The organism is Micromonospora pattaloongensis, from assembly GCF_900107255.1.
Lineage (GTDB): Bacteria > Actinomycetota > Actinomycetes > Mycobacteriales > Micromonosporaceae > Micromonospora_I > Micromonospora_I pattaloongensis.
In genome coordinates this window covers 12,748-29,297 of sequence record NZ_FNPH01000018.1, presented here as the reverse complement: position 1 = coordinate 29,297, position 16,550 = coordinate 12,748, and the positions used below count along the sequence as shown (strand labels likewise).

At 71.1% G+C, this 16,550-nt stretch carries 17 protein-coding genes; 10 read left to right on the top strand and 7 right to left on the bottom strand.

What is annotated here, in order from left to right:
* Window positions 1-31 precede the first annotated feature (31 nt).
* Window positions 32-1,099: a cellulose binding domain-containing protein gene (locus BLW47_RS24045; RefSeq protein WP_091562869.1), complete on the top strand. Its 1,068-nt coding sequence runs from the start codon at window positions 32-34 to the stop codon at window positions 1,097-1,099.
* Between the two features lie 46 nt (window positions 1,100-1,145).
* Here the strand turns inward: BLW47_RS24045 and BLW47_RS24040 are convergent, their stop codons facing one another.
* Entirely contained in the window at window positions 1,146-1,514 is a 369-nt protein-coding gene (locus tag BLW47_RS24040; RefSeq protein WP_091562865.1) for a cupin domain-containing protein, read from the bottom strand.
* Between the two features lie 105 nt (window positions 1,515-1,619).
* Complete coding sequence (locus tag BLW47_RS24035) at window positions 1,620-3,137, bottom strand: LVIVD repeat-containing protein (protein WP_091562861.1); 1,518 nt, start codon at window positions 3,135-3,137, stop codon at window positions 1,620-1,622.
* Window positions 3,138-3,276: 139 nt separating this feature from the next.
* Between BLW47_RS24035 and BLW47_RS24030 the strand changes: the two genes are divergently transcribed.
* The 4 genes from BLW47_RS24030 to BLW47_RS24015 all read left to right on the top strand — a co-directional run bounded on the left by BLW47_RS24030 (window position 3,277) and on the right by BLW47_RS24015 (window position 5,723).
* Window positions 3,277-3,966: a DUF305 domain-containing protein gene (locus tag BLW47_RS24030; protein WP_091562858.1), complete on the top strand. Its 690-nt coding sequence runs from the start codon at window positions 3,277-3,279 to the stop codon at window positions 3,964-3,966.
* A gap of 35 nt (window positions 3,967-4,001) precedes the next feature.
* Window positions 4,002-4,436 (top strand): ankyrin repeat domain-containing protein, encoded by a 435-nt coding sequence (locus BLW47_RS24025; protein ID WP_091562855.1) that lies wholly within the window; start codon window positions 4,002-4,004, stop codon window positions 4,434-4,436.
* A gap of 9 nt (window positions 4,437-4,445) precedes the next feature.
* Window positions 4,446-4,712: a hypothetical protein gene (locus BLW47_RS24020; protein WP_091562851.1), complete on the top strand. Its 267-nt coding sequence runs from the start codon at window positions 4,446-4,448 to the stop codon at window positions 4,710-4,712.
* Between the two features lie 75 nt (window positions 4,713-4,787).
* Window positions 4,788-5,723, top strand: coding sequence for a DUF3500 domain-containing protein (locus BLW47_RS24015; protein ID WP_091562919.1), 936 nt, complete (start codon window positions 4,788-4,790; stop codon window positions 5,721-5,723).
* Between the two features lie 4 nt (window positions 5,724-5,727).
* On the opposite strand, the gene BLW47_RS24010 is transcribed toward BLW47_RS24015, so the two are convergent.
* The 3 genes from BLW47_RS24010 to secA2 all read right to left on the bottom strand — a co-directional run bounded on the left by BLW47_RS24010 (window position 5,728) and on the right by secA2 (window position 9,540).
* Window positions 5,728-6,261 (bottom strand): DUF2231 domain-containing protein, encoded by a 534-nt coding sequence (locus BLW47_RS24010; protein ID WP_091562848.1) that lies wholly within the window; start codon window positions 6,259-6,261, stop codon window positions 5,728-5,730.
* 89 nt (window positions 6,262-6,350) lie between these two features.
* Window positions 6,351-7,007 carry a GAF and ANTAR domain-containing protein gene (locus BLW47_RS24005; RefSeq protein WP_091562915.1) on the bottom strand — a complete coding sequence of 219 codons (657 nt, stop codon included), beginning with the start codon at window positions 7,005-7,007 and terminating at the stop codon, window positions 6,351-6,353.
* A gap of 235 nt (window positions 7,008-7,242) precedes the next feature.
* On the bottom strand, window positions 7,243-9,540 hold the full coding sequence (gene secA2, locus BLW47_RS24000) for an accessory Sec system translocase SecA2 (RefSeq protein ID WP_091562845.1): 2,298 nt from the start codon (window positions 9,538-9,540) through the stop codon (window positions 7,243-7,245).
* A 153-nt stretch (window positions 9,541-9,693) separates the two neighbouring features.
* Here secA2 and BLW47_RS23995 point away from each other — a divergent pair, with 153 nt between their 5' ends.
* Window positions 9,694-10,866 carry a glutathione-independent formaldehyde dehydrogenase gene (locus BLW47_RS23995; RefSeq protein ID WP_091562842.1) on the top strand — a complete coding sequence of 391 codons (1,173 nt, stop codon included), beginning with the start codon at window positions 9,694-9,696 and terminating at the stop codon, window positions 10,864-10,866.
* A 49-nt stretch (window positions 10,867-10,915) separates the two neighbouring features.
* Here BLW47_RS23995 and BLW47_RS25290 read toward each other — a convergent pair whose 3' ends face one another.
* Window positions 10,916-11,086 (bottom strand): hypothetical protein, encoded by a 171-nt coding sequence (locus BLW47_RS25290; protein ID WP_175543784.1) that lies wholly within the window; start codon window positions 11,084-11,086, stop codon window positions 10,916-10,918.
* 232 nt (window positions 11,087-11,318) lie between these two features.
* Between BLW47_RS25290 and BLW47_RS23990 the strand changes: the two genes are divergently transcribed.
* The 4 genes from BLW47_RS23990 (at window position 11,319) to ctaD (ending at window position 15,171) form a co-directional block, all read left to right on the top strand.
* The gene (locus tag BLW47_RS23990; RefSeq protein WP_217634939.1) at window positions 11,319-11,780 is read left to right on the top strand and encodes a DUF4383 domain-containing protein; all 462 of its coding nucleotides are present in this window, start codon (window positions 11,319-11,321) and stop codon (window positions 11,778-11,780) included.
* Window positions 11,781-11,908: 128 nt separating this feature from the next.
* Complete coding sequence (locus tag BLW47_RS23985; protein WP_091562835.1) at window positions 11,909-12,253, top strand: STAS domain-containing protein; 345 nt, start codon at window positions 11,909-11,911, stop codon at window positions 12,251-12,253.
* Between the two features lie 91 nt (window positions 12,254-12,344).
* Window positions 12,345-13,064, top strand: a complete 720-nt coding sequence (locus tag BLW47_RS23980; RefSeq protein WP_245737051.1) for an ATP-binding protein — start codon at window positions 12,345-12,347, stop codon at window positions 13,062-13,064.
* Window positions 13,065-13,164: 100 nt separating this feature from the next.
* Window positions 13,165-15,171: an aa3-type cytochrome oxidase subunit I gene (gene ctaD, locus BLW47_RS23975; RefSeq protein ID WP_091562828.1), complete on the top strand. Its 2,007-nt coding sequence runs from the start codon at window positions 13,165-13,167 to the stop codon at window positions 15,169-15,171.
* Window positions 15,172-15,235: 64 nt separating this feature from the next.
* Here ctaD and BLW47_RS23970 read toward each other — a convergent pair whose 3' ends face one another.
* Window positions 15,236-16,378 carry a SigB/SigF/SigG family RNA polymerase sigma factor gene (locus BLW47_RS23970; RefSeq protein ID WP_091562825.1) on the bottom strand — a complete coding sequence of 381 codons (1,143 nt, stop codon included), beginning with the start codon at window positions 16,376-16,378 and terminating at the stop codon, window positions 15,236-15,238.
* Window positions 16,379-16,550 lie beyond the last annotated feature (172 nt).

Below are 16,550 nucleotides of genomic sequence, written 5' to 3'. Positions count from 1 at the left end.
ACACCCCATCGCACCGTGACAGGAGACGACCATGCTCCGCAGACCCGCCCTCGGGGCGGCGCTGACCGCGCTCGCCACACTGCTCGGGCTGCTCGCCGCCCCACCGGCTCAACCCGCCGCGGCCGCCCCCGTACGGATCATGCCGCTCGGCGACTCCATCACCGGCTCCCCCGGCTGCTGGCGCGCCCTGCTCTGGAACCGGCTGCAGAACACCGGCCACACCAACATCGATTTCGTCGGCACCCTCGCCCCGCCGGGCTGCGGGCAACCGTACGACGGGGACAACGAGGGCCACGGTGGCTACCTGGCGACCACCGTCGCCAACCAGAACCAGCTGCCCGGCTGGCTGTCGGCGACCCGGCCCGACATCGTGCTGATGCACTTCGGCACGAACGACGTCTGGAGCAACATCCCGCCGGCGACGATTCTCGACGCGTACGGCAGGCTGGTCGACCAGATGCGCGCCAGCAATCCCGGCATGAAGATCCTCGTCGCCCGGATCATCCCGATGGCGCCGACGAACTGCGCGGATTGCGCGCAGCGGGTCGTCGCGTTGAACAACGCGATCCCGGCGTGGGCGGCGGGCAAGACCACCGCGCAGTCACCGATCACGGTCGTGGACCAGTGGGCCGGGTTCAGCACCGGCGCCGACACGTACGACGGGGTGCACCCGAACGCGGCCGGCGACCAGAAGATCTCGGACAAGTGGTATCCGGCCCTGGTCGCGGCGCTCGGCGGGACCTCGCCGACCACACCCCCGACGACCACACCCCCGACGACCCCGCCGGGCCAGGGCGCCGGATGCACGGCCAGCTACCGGATCGCGAACCAGTGGCAGGGCGGGTTCCAGGGTGAGGTGACCGTCCGCAACACCGGCGCGGCGCCGCTCACCGGATGGACGGTGCGGTTCACCTTCGGCGGCGACCAGCGCATCGGGCAGGCCTGGAACGCCACGGTGAGCCAGAACGGCGCGGAGGTGACGGCCCGGAACGTGAGCTGGAACGGCAACCTCGCCCCCAACGCCAGCACCACGATCGGGTTCGTCGCCAGCATGACCGGGAGCAACGCGACGCCGAGTCCCAGCTGCGCCACCGGATGAGACGCGACGACGGCCGGGCGCCCCAGGGCGTCCGGCCCTCGTCGGGCTACGACAGCGGTACGGCGTAGCCGGGCACGGACGGCCACCGCACGGTGAGCACGACTGACTGCTGTTCGGCGTACCACGAGTGGTCGACGCCGGGGCCCCAGATCACGTAGTCGCCCTGCTCGGTCAGCAGCACGGTGCGGTCGGGCAGCTCGACGCGGAAGCGCCCACTGATCAGCACCAGCAGCGCCGTGCGGCGCTCCCCGCTCGTCCACTGCGCCCGCCGGTCGCCCGGCGGGTGCACGCCCCACTTGATCTCGACCTCGGTGCTGTGCCGCGCCGAGGCCGGCGGCATGAAGTGCCCGAGCAGCCAGCCCCGTTCCAGCGGGGCGTCCACCCCCGCGTTGCCGACATACACCGCGTCCGCCACGCCAGCCCTCCCGCCACGCAAGATCCGCAAAGGATACGCGCCCGGAAAAGCGACCGGCCCGGCCTCCCAACGGGAGACCGGGCCGGTCGGTGGTGCGTCAGAGGACTACCGGTTGCCCCAGTAGCCCGGCTGGGTCTGCGCGTTGAAGGTGTCGAAACGCACCGCGTGCGCGGTGGCGACCCGCCAGTCCCGCAGCTCCAGCACGTCCAGACCCTTCTGGATGTCGCTGGAGTAGATGTGGCCGTTGTACCAGTAGGTCGACCAGGCCCCACCGAGGATCAGCCGGTCGTTGGAGAGCGGGCCCCGCTCCCAGTAGGCGATCTCGACCGGGTTGGCCGAGTCGGTGAAGTCCCACACCGACACGCCACCCTGGTACCACGCCTGCACCATGATGTCCTTGCCGAGCACCGGGATCAGCGAGCCGTTGTGGGCGACGCAGTTCTCGTTGTTGGTGTTCGTCCGGGGGATCTTGTAGTAGCTCTTGAACACCAGCTTCCGGGCGTCACCCTTACCGGTGATGTCGTAGATGGCGTTCGCGCCGCGGGTCGCCCCGACGGTCGGGTTGCAGGTCGGCGCGCCACCGCCACCGAGCTCGTCGGTGAAGACGACCTTGGTGCCCTTGTTGTTGAAGGTGGCGGAGTGCCAGAACGCGAAGTTGGTGGTGTCGCGGACCTGGTGGATGATCCGCGGCGCCTCGCGGTTGGAGATGTCCATCAGGACGCCGTCGCCCATGCAGGCGCCCGCGGCCAGGTCCTTCTCCGGGTACGCGGTGATGTCGTGGCAGCCGGTGGTGGCGGAGCTGCCGTTGCTGCCGGGGTTGCCGCCGTCCGGGAAGAGGTTCGGCGTGGCCACCACGGCGGCCGCGGTCGGGTTCTTCACCGGCACCTTGACGATCGAGATCGAGTCGTGCGGCGGCGCGCAGTCGGGGAACGACGCGTTCGGCGAGTACGACGACACGTACAGGTAGACCGACTTATGGTCCTTGCCCGGCACCAGGGTGTGCGTGTGCGAACCACAGGCGGTCTCAACCGACTTGATGTACTTCGGGTTGGCCTTGTCGCTCACGTCGAAGATCTTGATGCCCTCCCAGGAGTCCTTGATGGACGCGGACTGGGAGACGCTGGCGCACGAGTCGTTGTTGCGCGACGAATCGGTCGACAGGAAGAGCAGGTCGCCGTGGATGCTGACGTCGTTCTGCGCACCCGGGCAGACCACCTGCGACACGATGGACGGCTTGCGCGGGTTCTTGATGTCGTAGATGACGAACCCGTCGTAGTTGCCCACGAACGCGTACCGGCCCTGGAACGCCATGTCGGTGCCGAACGCCGCCTCGGTGCCGAACGGCCCCTGCTTCGGGATGTTCGCGATCTGGCGGATGTTGCGGCTGCTGGCGATCTCGTCGACGCCGAGGTCGGCGTCGGCATCATTCATCGTCGTGAGTTGCTGCTCGGTGAGGCACAGCTCGGCGAAATTGTCGCCCGCGCCGCGCAGGGCGGCACAGTCGTCGGACGTCGCTTGCGCGCTGCTCGGCGTCGCCGCGGCGATGCTGGTGAGCAGGATTGCGGTCGCGGCCAATCCGACGGTCTTGAGCTGCCGCCCCCCTCGGGGGGATAGGTTGATCATTGACGGCACCCTTCGAACGAAAGGGATTGACGATTGGGCAGACCTTACATGTGAATCCCACGCCGTGATGTGATCTGGGTCACAGTGGGGAACTATCGGGTGACAGTTAGCATCGCGGCATCCCAACAGGAGCGTGCCCATGAATTCCAGCCATCGACGGATCCTCGTGATCGGCGCCGTCGCGGCCGCCGTGCTCGCCGGCGGGGCCGGCGCGTACGCCCTCACGTCGACGTCGTCACGCCCCGCGACGGCACCCACTGTGGAGGCCAGTCCCACTCCGACGTCCACCGCGCCGGTCATCCTCCCCGGTCGCCCGGGCGAGACGGCCACGGTGAAGCGCGGCGACGAGGTGGCGCCCGCCGCCAGCCCGCGCTACAACACGCTGGACGTCTGGTACCTGCGGATGATGATCCCGCACCACACCCAGGCACTGCAGATGGCCGCGCTCGCCCCCGACCGGGCCGCCGACCCGAAGGTCCTGGCGGTCGCGGAGCGGATCAAGGCCAGCCAGGCCCCCGAGATCCTGCAGATGCGCGCCTGGCTGGACGCGCGCGGGCTCACCCTCGATGATCCCAAGGGCGGCCACGACCACGGCACGATGCGCGGCATGCAGAGCCCGGAGCGGATGAAGGAGCTCGCCGCAGCCAAGGGCGCGGCCTTCGACCGGCTCTTCATCGCGATGATGACAGAGCACCACGAGGGCGCGATCGAGATGTCGACCAATGTGCTCAAGGTGGGTTGGGACATCACCATCCAGGAGCTGGCCAACTCGGTCGCAACCGAGCAGGCTGTCGAGATTGGACGCATGGGCGCGCTGCTCAAGCCCTGATCGCCGGCCGCCACGCGTGACCTACCCTGGTCCGCGTGGCTGAGGAACTGGACGACGAGACGCTGGCGTTCGCGCACCGGATGTTCGACCTGGCGCGCGGGGGCCAGACGGACGAATTGATCGCGAACGTCGACGCCGGACTGCCGGTGAACATGACGAACGACAAGGGCGACACGCTGCTCATCCTCGCGGCGTACCACTCGCATCCGGACACCGTGGCCGGGCTGCTCAGCCGGGGGGCCGACCCCGAACGGGTGAACGACCGCGGTCAGACAGCCCTGGCCGCCGCCACCTTCCGACGCTCCGCCGGGTCCGTCACCGCGCTGCTCGCCGCGGGGGCCGACCCGGCCCACGGCACCCCGTCCGCGCTGGACACCGCCCGATTCTTCAACCTGCCCGACATGACCGAGCTGCTCACCGGAAATCGGCCGACGCCGCCGGCTCCGTTTGACCGGCGGCAAGCCGGGTAGCCGCCCGGTATGGCGACGTCCCAGGAACCCGACGCCGTGCTCTCCGGCGGCCCACGGGACCAGACACCGTTCAACGCCGCGGCATCGGCGCTGGTGGAGCTCGAGATCGACGGGCTGATCCACCGCTACATCGGGACGCACCAACGACGCGACCTGGACGGTCGGTCGCTGGCCGTCTACCGGTACGACGGTGCGGTGCGCAAACCCGGCCACCCGAAGGGCGCCGAGCCGCGCGACGGCGGAGATCGGCCGGCGCCGGGGGCGCCGTCGTGGTGACGGCGGGGCGGGTCGCGGCCGAACGCGGCGAAAGCGTATACAGGTGACGTGGACGTCGAATCGGTACCGGCGCAGATGCGCGCCGCCGCGACCGCGCTGCTGGGCAGCCTCGACGACGACCGGCGAGCCCTAGCGCTGCACCCGTTCGGCGACGAGGCCGCGCGGCTCTGGCTGGAGTACCGGCCGCGGCCACGTCCCGGCGCCTGCCTCGCGGATTTCGACCGCGTCGCCCGCAAGGCGGCCCACCGGCTGCTGGCCACCGCGCTGAGCCCGCACGCGTACGCACAGGCGGCGACCGTGATGGCGCTGGAGGAGGTGCTCGACCGGCGCGAGGACTGGCGGCGCGGCCGGCACAGCGACGACTACTGGGTCGCGGTCTTCGGGGACCCGGCCCGCGACGACGAGTGGTCCTGGCGGTTCGAGGGGCACCACCTGTCAGTGACGATGACGATCGCGGGCGACCGCGTCACGCCGGCCCCACTCTTCATGGGCGCGAATCCCGCCCGGGTCAGCTACGCCGGCCGGCCGGTGTCCCGCCCGCTGGGGCCGGAGGAGGACCTGGCGCGGGCCCTGCTCGACGCGATGGGCAGCACCGGACGGTCGATGGCGGTGATCGCCGACGCCGCGCCGGCCGACATCCGCACCGCCACGCACCCGCGCGCCGAGTCGCGGATCGAGCCGCTGGGCGTGGGCCGCACCCGACTGGGCCCGACCGCCCGCGCCCTGCTCGACCAGTTGGTGGCGCTCTACCTCGACCGGCTCCCGACCGAACTGGCCGCGCACGAGGCCGCCCGGCTCGCCGGCGCGGAGCTGCACTTCGCCTGGGAGGGGCCGACCGGTCCTCAGCAGCGGCACTACTACCGGATCCAGGGGCCGGACCTGCTGATCGAGTACGACAACACCAGCGACGACGGCAACCACGTGCACAGCGTGCTGCGCCGGCCGGCCAGCGACTTCGGCGCCGACGTGCTCGCCGCGCACCGGGCCCGGGCTCACCAGCCCGCGGGCTGACGCCTCAGCGGACGAACTCGCGCCCCGATTTGTACACGAGCCGGCCGCCGCGCGCGGTCCGCAGCGGCGCCCGGGTCGCCTCCGGCGCGCGGGTCGCCTCCGGCGCGCCATCCGTGTCCAGCTGCCGCAGCAGCCGGGTACCGAGCCGCAGGCCGACGACCCCGACGACGAGCGCGGCCAGCTCGACCAGGAGCAGCGCGCCGGTTCCGGCGTGTTGCGGGTTGCCGGCGCGGGCGAGGCAGACGAGGACGAAGAGCGCCGCCATGCCGGTCGTGGCGAGGGTGAACGCCAGCAGCGTACGGCGCGGGCCCCGGATGGGCCGGTCCCAGAGGTCGACCAGTCCGGCGAGGGCGGTCAGTCCCGCGCCGGACAGCCCCGCGATGATCGTCCAGTACGCCACGTCGCCGAAGAGCCGCAGCGCCGGGCCGGCGGCGATCGCGCCGACGTCGAGCAGCACCGCCGAGACGAACAGCCCGAAGGGGAGCGGGACCAGCATCGGCTGGATCGGGTGTCCGGAGACGGTCAGTCGGCTCTCCATCGCGCTCACTTCCCCTGCTGCTGCCTGCATCGACGGTGCAGGGGTTACCCCCGGGTCGGTACGCGAGAAACGTCCGCGTCCCGATCGGGTTATTCGGCGCGGTCCCGATCGACCGAGGCCACGAGCCGCTCGGCGACGTCGGGCAGCGGGATCGACAGCGCCTCGGCGGCGGTGCGCAGCACCTCGAGCGCCTGCGCGGCCGCGCAGCGCCGCTGGGTCATCACGACGCCGATCGCCTGGCTGATCACGTCGCCGTAGGCGAGCGCCTCGTCGATCTCGGCGGTGAGCGCGGCCTGCCGGGCGCGGTCGCGGACCGCGCCGAGCAGCAGCGCCGCGTGCTCGGCGAGCAGCATCGCCGTCATCTGCTGGGCGCGGGTGAGCGCCCGCGGCCGGGGCGCGTAGAAGTTGATCGAGCCGATGACGTGGTCGTCGATGTCGACGGGCGCGGAGAGCACCGAGTGCACCCCGCGCGCGAGCGCCACCCGGCTCCACCGCGGCCACCGGGGCTCGACGGCGAGATCCTCGGAGACCACGATCTCCCGCTGACGGATCGCGGTCATCCCCGGGCCGTCCGCGCCGTACTGCAACGCGTCGAGCTCCTTGACCCAGGGATCGGAGCCGGCGACGGACGCGGGCTCGCCGGCGCGCAGCAGCGTCACGCTGGACCACGCGATGCCGGGCAGGCCGTGCCGGCTCGTCTGGGCCAGGTGGTCGAGGGCCTGCTCGAAGTCATCACTGGCGATCATGCCCGCGGTCAGCTCACGCAGCAGCGCAGCGGTCTCCAGCACTCCGAGGCTCGCCCCATCCGCCTGGGACGGCGTCGGGCTCACCGTTCGCGCTCCCCCTCGCCCGTCGTCCCCGGCGCCATGCCGGAGTCGTCCGTCGTGAGGCCGCTCTCCTGCGCCATCCTCGTGCTCTCCCCCCGCTTCGACCCGGCTTCATACCCCGGCCGAAGGGGCGCAAACGCCGGCACCGGGCCGGTCACGAACGACCGGCGGAGATCAGCCGGCGACCGACGGCGGCGATCAACCGGTCGAGCTCGGAGCCGAACGGGTTGTCGTGCACGAGGTACGTCCAGGTGGCGCTCGGCCGGACCAGGCGCGCCTCGTCCGGCTGCCAGTCGGCGTCGAACTCGGTCTCCTCGAACGTGGCGACGGTGCGCGTCTCGATCTCCGGGATGAGCCGGTTGAACGCCGGCACCGCGGCCCGGTGGAACTCGTCGAGCGGGTCGAGACGGCCGAGCGCGCGCAGGTGCACGCCCTCGCGCACCTCGGACAGCTCCGCGAGATGCTCGGCCCACAGCCGGTCCAGGTGGAAGAGGGCGATGGTCCGGGCCGCGCGGGACAGCACGTCGGGATCGATCTCCTCGCACCGCTCCGGGAACTTCTCCCGCAGCATCTCCGCCGCGATGTCGCTGGTCAGCAGCCGCTCCCGCCGCTCGGCGAGCGCCCTGCGCTGCTGCTCGATCACGACGCTGTAGCGCCAGGTGTTGCGGTGCAGCTCGTGGTTGACGCCCTCGGCGATGCGCTGGGCGTGCTCGACCGCGAAGTCGACCTGCTCGTCCGTGACCAGCCCGTCGGCGTTCATCCGGGGCGAGGGGGGGATCGCGTCCGGCGCGTGCCGCAGCACCAGCTCGTCCTCCAGGCTGACGAAGAACACCGAGGCGCCCGGGTCGCCCTGCCGGCCGGCGCGGCCGCGCAGCTGGTCGTCGACGCGCCGGCTGTCGTGGCGGCCGCTGCCGATCACGTACAGGCCGCCGAGCTCGGCGACGCGGTCGCGGTCGGTCTGGTCGCTGCCGCCGAGTCGGATGTCCACGCCGCGGCCGGCCATCTGGGTGGAGACCGTGACCGCCCCGTACGCGCCGGCCTCGGCGATGATCGCCGCCTCCTCCGCGTCGTTCTTGGCGTTGAGCACCGAGCACGGCACCCCGGCCGCGGCGAGGCCGGCGGCGAGCCCCTCGGACTCCTTGACGTCCAGGGTGCCGACCAGCACCGGGCGGCCCGCCCCGTGCGCGGCCGCGATCTCGGCGATCAGCGCCTCTTCCTTCTCGGCGCGGGTCGCGTAGATCCGGTCCGGTTCGTCGACCCGCACGCACGGGGTGTTCGACGGGATCACCGCGACCTCGAGCTTGAAGAACTCGCGCAGCTGGTCGCCGACGAGCACGGCGGTCGCCGTCATGCCGCAGACGGTCCGGTAGAGCGCCACGAAGGCCTGCACGGTGATCGTGCCGAGCACCTCGCCCTCCGCGGTGGCCGACAGTCCCTCCTTGGCCTCGACCGCGGCCTGCAGCCCGTCCGGCCACCGTCGCCGCTGCGCGACCCGGCCGCGCATCTCGTCGATCAGCTCGACGCCGCCGTTGCGGACGATGTAGTCGACGTCGCGGTGCAGCAGGGCGTGCGCGTGCAGCGCCACGTTGATCGCCGAGAGCTGGCCGATGTTCTCGTCGGCGTAGAGGTTGATGTCGCCGAGCTTCGCCTCCACCGCGGCCAGGCCGGCCGCCGTGAACGCCACGCTGCGACCGTCGTCGGCGACCTCGTAGTGCCGGCCCGCGCGCAGCCCGCGAACCAGGGCGTCGGCGGCGTGCACCGGGTCCTGCTCCCCCGCCACCGCGCCGGCGAGCACCATCGGGACCCGGGCCTCGTCGATCAGGATCGAGTCGGCCTCGTCGACGATCGCCGTGGTGAGCGTCGGCTGGACCCGGTCGGCGACGTCGGTGACGAGCTGGTCGCGCAGGAAGTCGAAGCCGGCCTCGCTCACCGACACGTAGGTGACGTCCCGGTCGTACGCCTCGCGCCGCTGCTCGGGGGTGGACGCCTCGGTGACCCAGCCGACGGTGAGCCCCAGCAGGCGGTAGACCGGCTCCATCCACTCGGCGTCGCGGCGGGCCAGGTAGTCGTTGACGGTGAGCACGTGCACCGGGCCGTTGCCGAGGCGCACGTGCCCGTACGCGGCGATCACCGCGGTGAGCGTCTTGCCCTCACCGGTGGCCATCTCGGTGACCTTGCCGGAGAGCAGCGCCATCGCGCCGAGCAGCTGGACGTCGTACGGCCGCTGGTCGAGCCCCCGCCGGGCGGCCTCGCGTCCGATCGCGCAGATGTCGACGTAGTCGTCCGCCCGCCCGGCCGCGTCGGTCAGCGCCGCGTCGTCGAGCTCCTTCAGCTCCTCCTCGCGCGCCGCGATGGCCGGCAGCCGCTTCTCCAGCGGGGCGAGGTCGACCGTGGTGCCGGGACGCTGGAGGAAACGCCGGAACCTGCTCTTCAACCGTTGCGACACACCCATGTCGGGCAACGCTACGCGATGCCCGACCGTACCGGCTGCCCCGCCCGGCCGCATCCGGTATGTCCGGGTGCGACCGCGTGCATATCCGAGCGGATCCCGGGTAGGTCGCCGTGCCCCACCGCGCGGGCGGGGTTCGGCGGCGAAGGAGGACGCATGAAGGCACTGGTGTACGAGGGCCCCCGGCGGGTCGCGGTCAAGGACGTACCGGACGCCCGGATCGAACGATCCACCGACGTGCTGGTGCGGATCACCAGCACCAACATCTGCGGGTCGGACCTGCACATGTACGAGGGGCGCACCGACATGCAGCCGGGTCGGGTACTCGGGCACGAGAACCTCGGCGAGGTGGTCGAGGTCGGCGACGGAGTGGACCAGGTCCAGGTCGGCGACATGGTCGTCATGCCGTTCAACGTCGCGTGCGGGTTCTGCGAGAACTGCGAGCAGGGCCTCACCGCGTTCTGCCTGCTGAGCAACCCGGACCCGAAGATCGGGGGCGCCGCCTTCGGCTTCGCCGACATGGGGCCGTACCAGGGGGGCCAGGCCGAGCTGCTGCGGGTGCCGTACGGCGACTTCAACTGTCTGAAGCTGCCCGAGGACGCTCGGGACGTGCGGAAACAGCGCGACTACGTGATGCTCGCCGACATCTTCCCCACCGGCTGGCACGCCACCCAACTCGCGTGCGTGCAGCCCGGCGACAACGTCGTCATCTACGGCGGCGGCCCGGTCGGGCAGATGGCCGCCCTCTCCTGCAAGATCAAAACCACCGCGCAGACCATGATCGTAGACCGGCATCCGGACCGGCTGGCGCTCGCCGAGAAGGTCGGCGCGATCCCGATCAACGACGCCGAATGCGACCCGGTCGAGAGGGTCATGGAGCTGACGAACGGGAAGGGCGCGGACCGGGGCTGCGAGTGCATCGGCTACCAGGCACACGACCCGCAGGGCCACGAGGACCCGAGCATGGCCCTGAACCGGCTGGTGAATTCCGTGCGCTTCGCGGGCACGATCGGGGTGGTCGGCGTCTACGTGCCCCAGGACCCGGGCGGCGCCAACGACCTGGCCAAGCAGGGGAAGGTCGGGTTCGACTTCGGCATGTTCTGGTTCAAGGGACAGACGATGGGCACGGGGCAGTGCAACGTCAAGAACTACAACCGCCGGCTGCTCGACCTCATCTCGGCCGGCAAGGCCAAGCCGTCGTACATCGTGTCGCACGAGCTTCCGCTGACGGAGGCGCCCAATGCCTACCAGCACTTCGACAGCCGCGAGCCGGGCTGGACGAAGGTGATCCTGCACCCCGACGGCGGCGGCTCCAACCCGTCGGTCTGACGCAGGCCCCGCCGGAAGGAAGGGCTGCGCCTGGAGGGGAAGCCCTTCCTCACTTCGAGCTGGCCGGCTTGGTCAGGTTCCAGACGAGCAGGGCGACGACGAGGCCGAGAAACGCGAGCGCTCCGGCGCGGGAGGAGTTGTCGCCCCCGCCGGAGACGCCGAACGCGAACGTGGCCGCGCCGGCGGCCAGGGACAGGATCACCCTCGTTCCGTGAGTCACGCCAACAAATTACATTTAGTAGCCATATGACTACTATCCGCTAACCGGCGATGACGCGGTCGTCCCGCGACCGCGTCCGTTCGCATGAACGTCATCGCCGGCTGGGCCGCCCGGTGACGGTCCGCGCGCAACGCCTGAGCGCTCGGCTCCGACACGCCGGAGCAGTCCTCGCGTTTGCGCCAAAGGGAGTCGGGAACGCGGTACCGATTCCTTCCACTGGAGGTGACGCGAGATGGTGAGTAGAACCGGCGCGACGATGGCCGGCGGGCGCACGGCGACCCGACCCCTGGTCTCGACCATGGCGACCGTCGTGGGCGCGACCTTCCTGCTGGTCGGCATCCTCGGATTCATCCCCGGCATCACCACGAACTACGGGGACATGTACCTCGCGGGTCACGAGTCGGGCGCGAAGCTGCTCGGTGTGTTCCAGGTGTCCGTGCTGCACAACCTCGTGCACATCGGCTTCGGCATCGCGGGCCTGGCGATGGCGCGCCGCGTCGTGACCGCCCGCACCTACCTGATCGGCGGCGGCGCCGTCTACCTCGTGCTCTGGCTGTACGGGCTGGCGGTGCACCAGACCAGCCCCGCCAACTTCGTGCCGTTCAACACCGCGGACAACTGGCTGCACCTCTTCCTCGGCGTCGGCATGATCAGCCTCGGCATCCTCGGCAGCCGGGAGCGCGCCGGAGGGTGAGCCGACCCGGGTCGGCACGCCCGCCACCGCTGGCGCGAAACGCGCCGGCGGTGGCGAGGTGGCGTCACCCCGTCGCGCCCCGACTTGGGTAACCTTGCCTCCCGTTACCGCTCCGAGGTGAGGGTGAGATGACGCTCGATACGCGCACCGAGGTCGACGGAACCGGACGCCTGATCCTGCACGTCCACGGCGACGTGGACCTGGGCACCGAGACCCTGCTGGGCCAGGCGTTGACCGCGGCGCTCGCCAACCGCGGTGTGCGTGAGGTGATCGTCGACCTCGCGGGCGTGCCCTTTCTCGACTCCACCGGCGTGCGGGTACTGCTCGAGGGGCGGCGCGCCGCGCTGGCCCGTGGCGCCGCGCTGACCGTGCGCAACCCGCAGCGCGTCGTGAACCACGTCCTGCAGGTCACCGGCGTGGCCGAAGCGCTCGGCCTGCCCGGCGACGTCGACCGGCATGACGGGCGGCACTAGCCCCACCGCCGTTTCCGGCCAGTGGCGCACGGGTAACGAACGGCCAGCCGCTAGGGGGAGGTGCGCGATGCCGAGCCGGATGGAATGCCAGGTGAACGAGCGACGGGTCAACGAGCGGCTGCCGGTGACCGTCGCACGGTTGTCCGGTGTTCTGGACACCTCGACCACGGCCGCCGTCCGCACCCGATTGCAGCGGTGCCTCGCCGATCAGCCTGAGGCCCTCGTGATCGATCTGGGTGGGCTCACCGTGCGCCACCCGTCGACGCTGGCGGTCTTCGGCGCGCTGGCCCGCCAGGCCGCCGCCTGGCCCGCCGTGCCGGTCCTGCTCTGCGCCCCCGACCACGTGACCGCCCAACAGCTGGCCGGCTCGCCGGTGCGCCGCCTCCTGCCGGTCCGGGCCACCCTCGACGCCGCGCTGCGCGACGCGCGGAGCGCCGGTGCCGCCCCACGACTGCGCGCCCGCCTGCAGCCGGTCCGCGACGCGTGCCGGCAGGCCCGCGAACTCGCGACCGAGGCGTGCGGCCGGTGGAAGCTCCCCGAGGTCGCCGACGCCGCCCGGGTCGTGGTCAGTGAGCTGGTCGCCAACGGCGTACGCCATGCCGGCACGCCCCTGGAGGTCACCCTGAGCCTGCGCCAGCCGTACCTGCACGTCGCGGTCCACGACGGCAGCGTCGCCGCGCCCCGGACCGTGGCCCCCGACCTGACCGACACGGGAGGCCGCGGGATCCTGTTGATCCGGCAGCTCGCGCGGTTCTGGGGCAGCCTGCCCGCGGCGGACGGCAAGGTGGTCTGGGCGAGCCTCGCCGCATAACGGCCGAGCGCCCCGGAAAAGTCGCCTTCTCCGGGTTTCAACCCGGCTTCGCCGGGTAGCCGCGCCTCGTTTCTGATCCGGCTGTGACGGGGTGAGGCCAATGGTCAAGCGAGTGGCGCCAGCGCCGGATCAAGAACGGCGTCCGATCGTCGTCACGCCCGGGAGCATGCCGGGCTACCCCGGGCCGATCCGGCGGATGCCCCGCGGCGGCGTGCTGACCAGTCTGCTGCGCACCACCGACGCCAAGCAGATCGGGCTGCTCTATCTCGCGACGTCGTTCTTCTACTTCATCGCCGCGGGTTTCATGGCGCTGCTGATGCGCGCCGAGCTCGGCCGTCCCGGGCTGCAGTTCCTCTCCCCCGAGCAGTACAACCAGCTGGTCACCATGCACGGCACGTTGATGATGTTCCTGTTCGCCACGCCGCTGGTGTTCGGCTTCGCGAACTACCTGGTGCCCATCCAGATCGGCGCCCCCGACGTGTCGTTCCCGCGCCTGAACTCGCTCGCCTTCTGGCTCTACTTCTGGGGCGGGCTGATCGTCCTCGGGTCCTTCTTCACCCCCAGCGGCGCCGCCGACTTCGGCTGGACGGCGTACCCGCCCCTCAGCCGCTCGGAACACGTGCCCGGCATCGGCGGGCACTTGTGGGTGGTGGGCCTGGCCGTCTCCGGTCTCAGCACGATCCTGGGCTCGGTCAACCTCATCACCACGATCGTCACGCTGCGCGCACCGGGCATGACCATGTTCCGGATGCCGTTGTTCACCTGGGCCATGCTGGTCACCACGCTGCTGGCGATCCTCGTCTTCCCGCTGCTGTCGGCCACCCTGTTCGCGCTGCTGGCCGACCGCCTGCTCGGCGCCCAGGTCTACAGCGCCGACCACGGCGGGCCACTGATCTACCAGCACCTGTTCTGGTACTTCGGTCATCCCGAGGTCTACATCGTGGCGCTGCCGTTCTTCGGCATCATCAGCGAGGTCATTCCGGTCTTCAGCCGCAAACCGCTCTTCGGCTACAAGGGCATGGTGTTCGCGCTGGTCGTGATCACCGGCTACTCGCTGATGGTGTGGGCGCACCACATGTTCGCCACCGGGCTCGTGGTGTTGCCGTTCTTCTCCATCGCCACCTTCATCATCGCCGTCCCGACCGGGGTGAAGTACTTCAACTGGATCGGCACGATGTGGAAGGGGCAGCTGACCTTCGAGACCCCGATGCTGTTCTCGATCGGCTTCCTGGTCACCTTCCTGCTCGGCGGGTTGACCGGGGTGCTGCTGGCCAGCCCGCCCATCGACTTCCACGTCCACGACAGCTATTTCGTCGTGGCGCATTTCCACTACGTGCTGTTCGGGACCATCGTCTTCGCGGCGTTCGCCGGAATGTACTTCTGGTTCCCCAAGATGACCGGCCGCATGCTCGACGAACGACTCGGGAAGATCCACTTCTGGACCATGTTCGTCGGCTTCCACATGACCTTCCTGGTCCAGCACTGGCTCGGCAACCGCGGCATGCCCCGCCGGTACGCCGACTACCGCCCGACCGACCAGTTCACGACCTGGCACTACATCTCGACGATCGGCTCGTTCATCCTGGCCGTCTCCACGCTGTTCTTCATGTGGAACGTCTGGAAGTCCTGGCGCTTCGGCCGCGTCGTCACCGTGCGGGACCCCTGGGGCTTCGGCAACTCTCTGGAATGGTCGACGCCCACCCCGCCGCCCCTGCGCAACTTCGACCGGATGCCGCGGATCCGCTCCGAGCGCCCCTCCTTCGACGACAAGTACGGCCACCTCGTGTCGGACCTGGGGCACGACCTGCCGCAGCGGGAGACCACGCAGACGCAGAAGCTCTCCGACGAGCTGCGCCCGCAGCTGGGCCGGTCCAACCCGTCGGACGTGCCGAGCGAGGAGGGCGCGTACGGCGCCCCGGAGGCCGCCGAGCACCGGCCGCCGCCGGACTCCGGCGCCCGCCCGGTCCGGGTGCCCCGACCCGAGGAGGTACGGCGACCGCAGTACGACGAGACCGAACTGCCGGACAACCCGATCGACAGCGAACGCGGCGGCCGGGAGACGAACAAGCGGTGGCGCACGGGCCGGCCATCGGACGAGGGCAAATGAGGGGACGGCGCCGGCGGCGGAGCCGGCGCCGTCCGCGCCGCCGTTGACGCCCGCCGTCGCGCCCTCACTCCAGAAGCGGGGCCAGGCCCGCCACCGTGAGGCTGCGCCGCACGTACGGCTGGGCCTTGGCGACCCGCAGCCGCGTCGTGCTGCGCCGCGCCGCCTCGTGACTGGCCAGCAGCGCACCGATACCGGCCGCGTCGATGAACGGCACGCCCTCCAGGTCGATCACCACGTCGTTCGACTCCGCGGCGGTGACCGTGTCCACCACCACCTCGCGGAGCTGGTCGGCGGTGTCCCGGTCGACCTCGCCGCCGACCGCCACCACCACCCAGCCGCTCGGATGCTCGCCGCACCGCTGCACCGAGAGCCGCAGGCCCTGGCCGTCGAGCTGGCCGCCCGACTCCCACCGCGGCGGCGTGTCGGTGAGCATCGCCTGGCGCAGCCAGGTGAGCGTGCGCGACAGCAGCCGGGAGACGTGCATCTGCGAGATGCCGAATTCGGCCGCGATATCGGACTGGGTGTAGTTGCCGTAGAACCGCATCGCCAGGATGCGCCGCTCCCGCGCCGGCAGCCGGTAGAGCAACCCGCTGACCGTGAGCCGGTCGTCGACGGACTCCAGGTCGGCGTCGAGCGCGCCGAACATGTCCCCCAACTCCGCCGGCCCGTCGTCCCCGACCGGCCCGTTCAGCGAGGCGGGGGTGTAGCCGGCCGCCGATTCGAGCGCGGCGAGGATGTCCTCCTCGGACGTGTCCAGCCGCGCGGCCAGCTCGGCGACGGTCGGCGACCGGGACAGCTCGGTGGTCAGCACCGCCGTGGCCTGGCTGACCTCGATCGTGAGGTCCTGCAGGCGACGCGGCACGTGCACACCCCAGGTGCGATCCCGGAAGTGCCGCTTGATCTCACCCGTGATCGTCACCGCCGCGTACGCGGTGAACGACCCACGCTCCGGGTCGTAGCGGTCGACCGCCTTGACCAGTCCGAGCCGCGCGACCTGTTCGAGGTCCTCCAGCGGCTCCCCCCGTCCGCGGTAACGACGGGCCAGCCGACCGGCGAACGGCAGCGCCAGCTGCACCAGGTCTTCGCGGAGTGCCTGCCGCTCGGCCGCCGGGCGGTCCGCGATCTGTGCGGCGTACGACAGCGCCGCGCCGTCCAGATCCTCGAGTACGCCCTCCGGCCGTGTTACTGCCCGCTTGTGTCCGGACATTCCGCCCCTCCCGGGTAATCCGGCTCCGAGCTCGCGCGCATCCGGTGGATGAGGGTGCACAGCGGCGAACGCCCGCGGTAGGGAACCGGGCAGCGACCCCCCGCTACCAGTCCGCGCCGTACGCGCTGCTTCCCTACGCCGGACCCTACTGCCCCGGCTCGGCCGCCCCAAT

Coding starts and splice junctions, on each gene's coding strand:
- BLW47_RS24045 (WP_091562869.1), top strand. CDS start 32: ATGCTCCGCAGACCCGCCCTCGGGGCGGCGCTGACCGCGCTCGCCACA.
- BLW47_RS24035 (WP_091562861.1), bottom strand. CDS start 3,137: ATGATCAACCTATCCCCCCGAGGGGGGCGGCAGCTCAAGACCGTCGGA.
- BLW47_RS24030 (WP_091562858.1), top strand. CDS start 3,277: ATGAATTCCAGCCATCGACGGATCCTCGTGATCGGCGCCGTCGCGGCC.
- BLW47_RS24020 (WP_091562851.1), top strand. CDS start 4,446: ATGGCGACGTCCCAGGAACCCGACGCCGTGCTCTCCGGCGGCCCACGG.
- BLW47_RS24015 (WP_091562919.1), top strand. CDS start 4,788: ATGCGCGCCGCCGCGACCGCGCTGCTGGGCAGCCTCGACGACGACCGG.
- BLW47_RS24010 (WP_091562848.1), bottom strand. CDS start 6,261: ATGGAGAGCCGACTGACCGTCTCCGGACACCCGATCCAGCCGATGCTG.
- BLW47_RS24005 (WP_091562915.1), bottom strand. CDS start 7,007: ATGATCGCCAGTGATGACTTCGAGCAGGCCCTCGACCACCTGGCCCAG.
- secA2 (WP_091562845.1), bottom strand. CDS start 9,540: ATGGGTGTGTCGCAACGGTTGAAGAGCAGGTTCCGGCGTTTCCTCCAG.
- BLW47_RS23995 (WP_091562842.1), top strand. CDS start 9,694: ATGAAGGCACTGGTGTACGAGGGCCCCCGGCGGGTCGCGGTCAAGGAC.
- BLW47_RS23990 (WP_217634939.1), top strand. CDS start 11,319: ATGGTGAGTAGAACCGGCGCGACGATGGCCGGCGGGCGCACGGCGACC.
- BLW47_RS23985 (WP_091562835.1), top strand. CDS start 11,909: ATGACGCTCGATACGCGCACCGAGGTCGACGGAACCGGACGCCTGATC.
- ctaD (WP_091562828.1), top strand. CDS start 13,165: ATGGTCAAGCGAGTGGCGCCAGCGCCGGATCAAGAACGGCGTCCGATC.
- BLW47_RS23970 (WP_091562825.1), bottom strand. CDS start 16,378: ATGTCCGGACACAAGCGGGCAGTAACACGGCCGGAGGGCGTACTCGAG.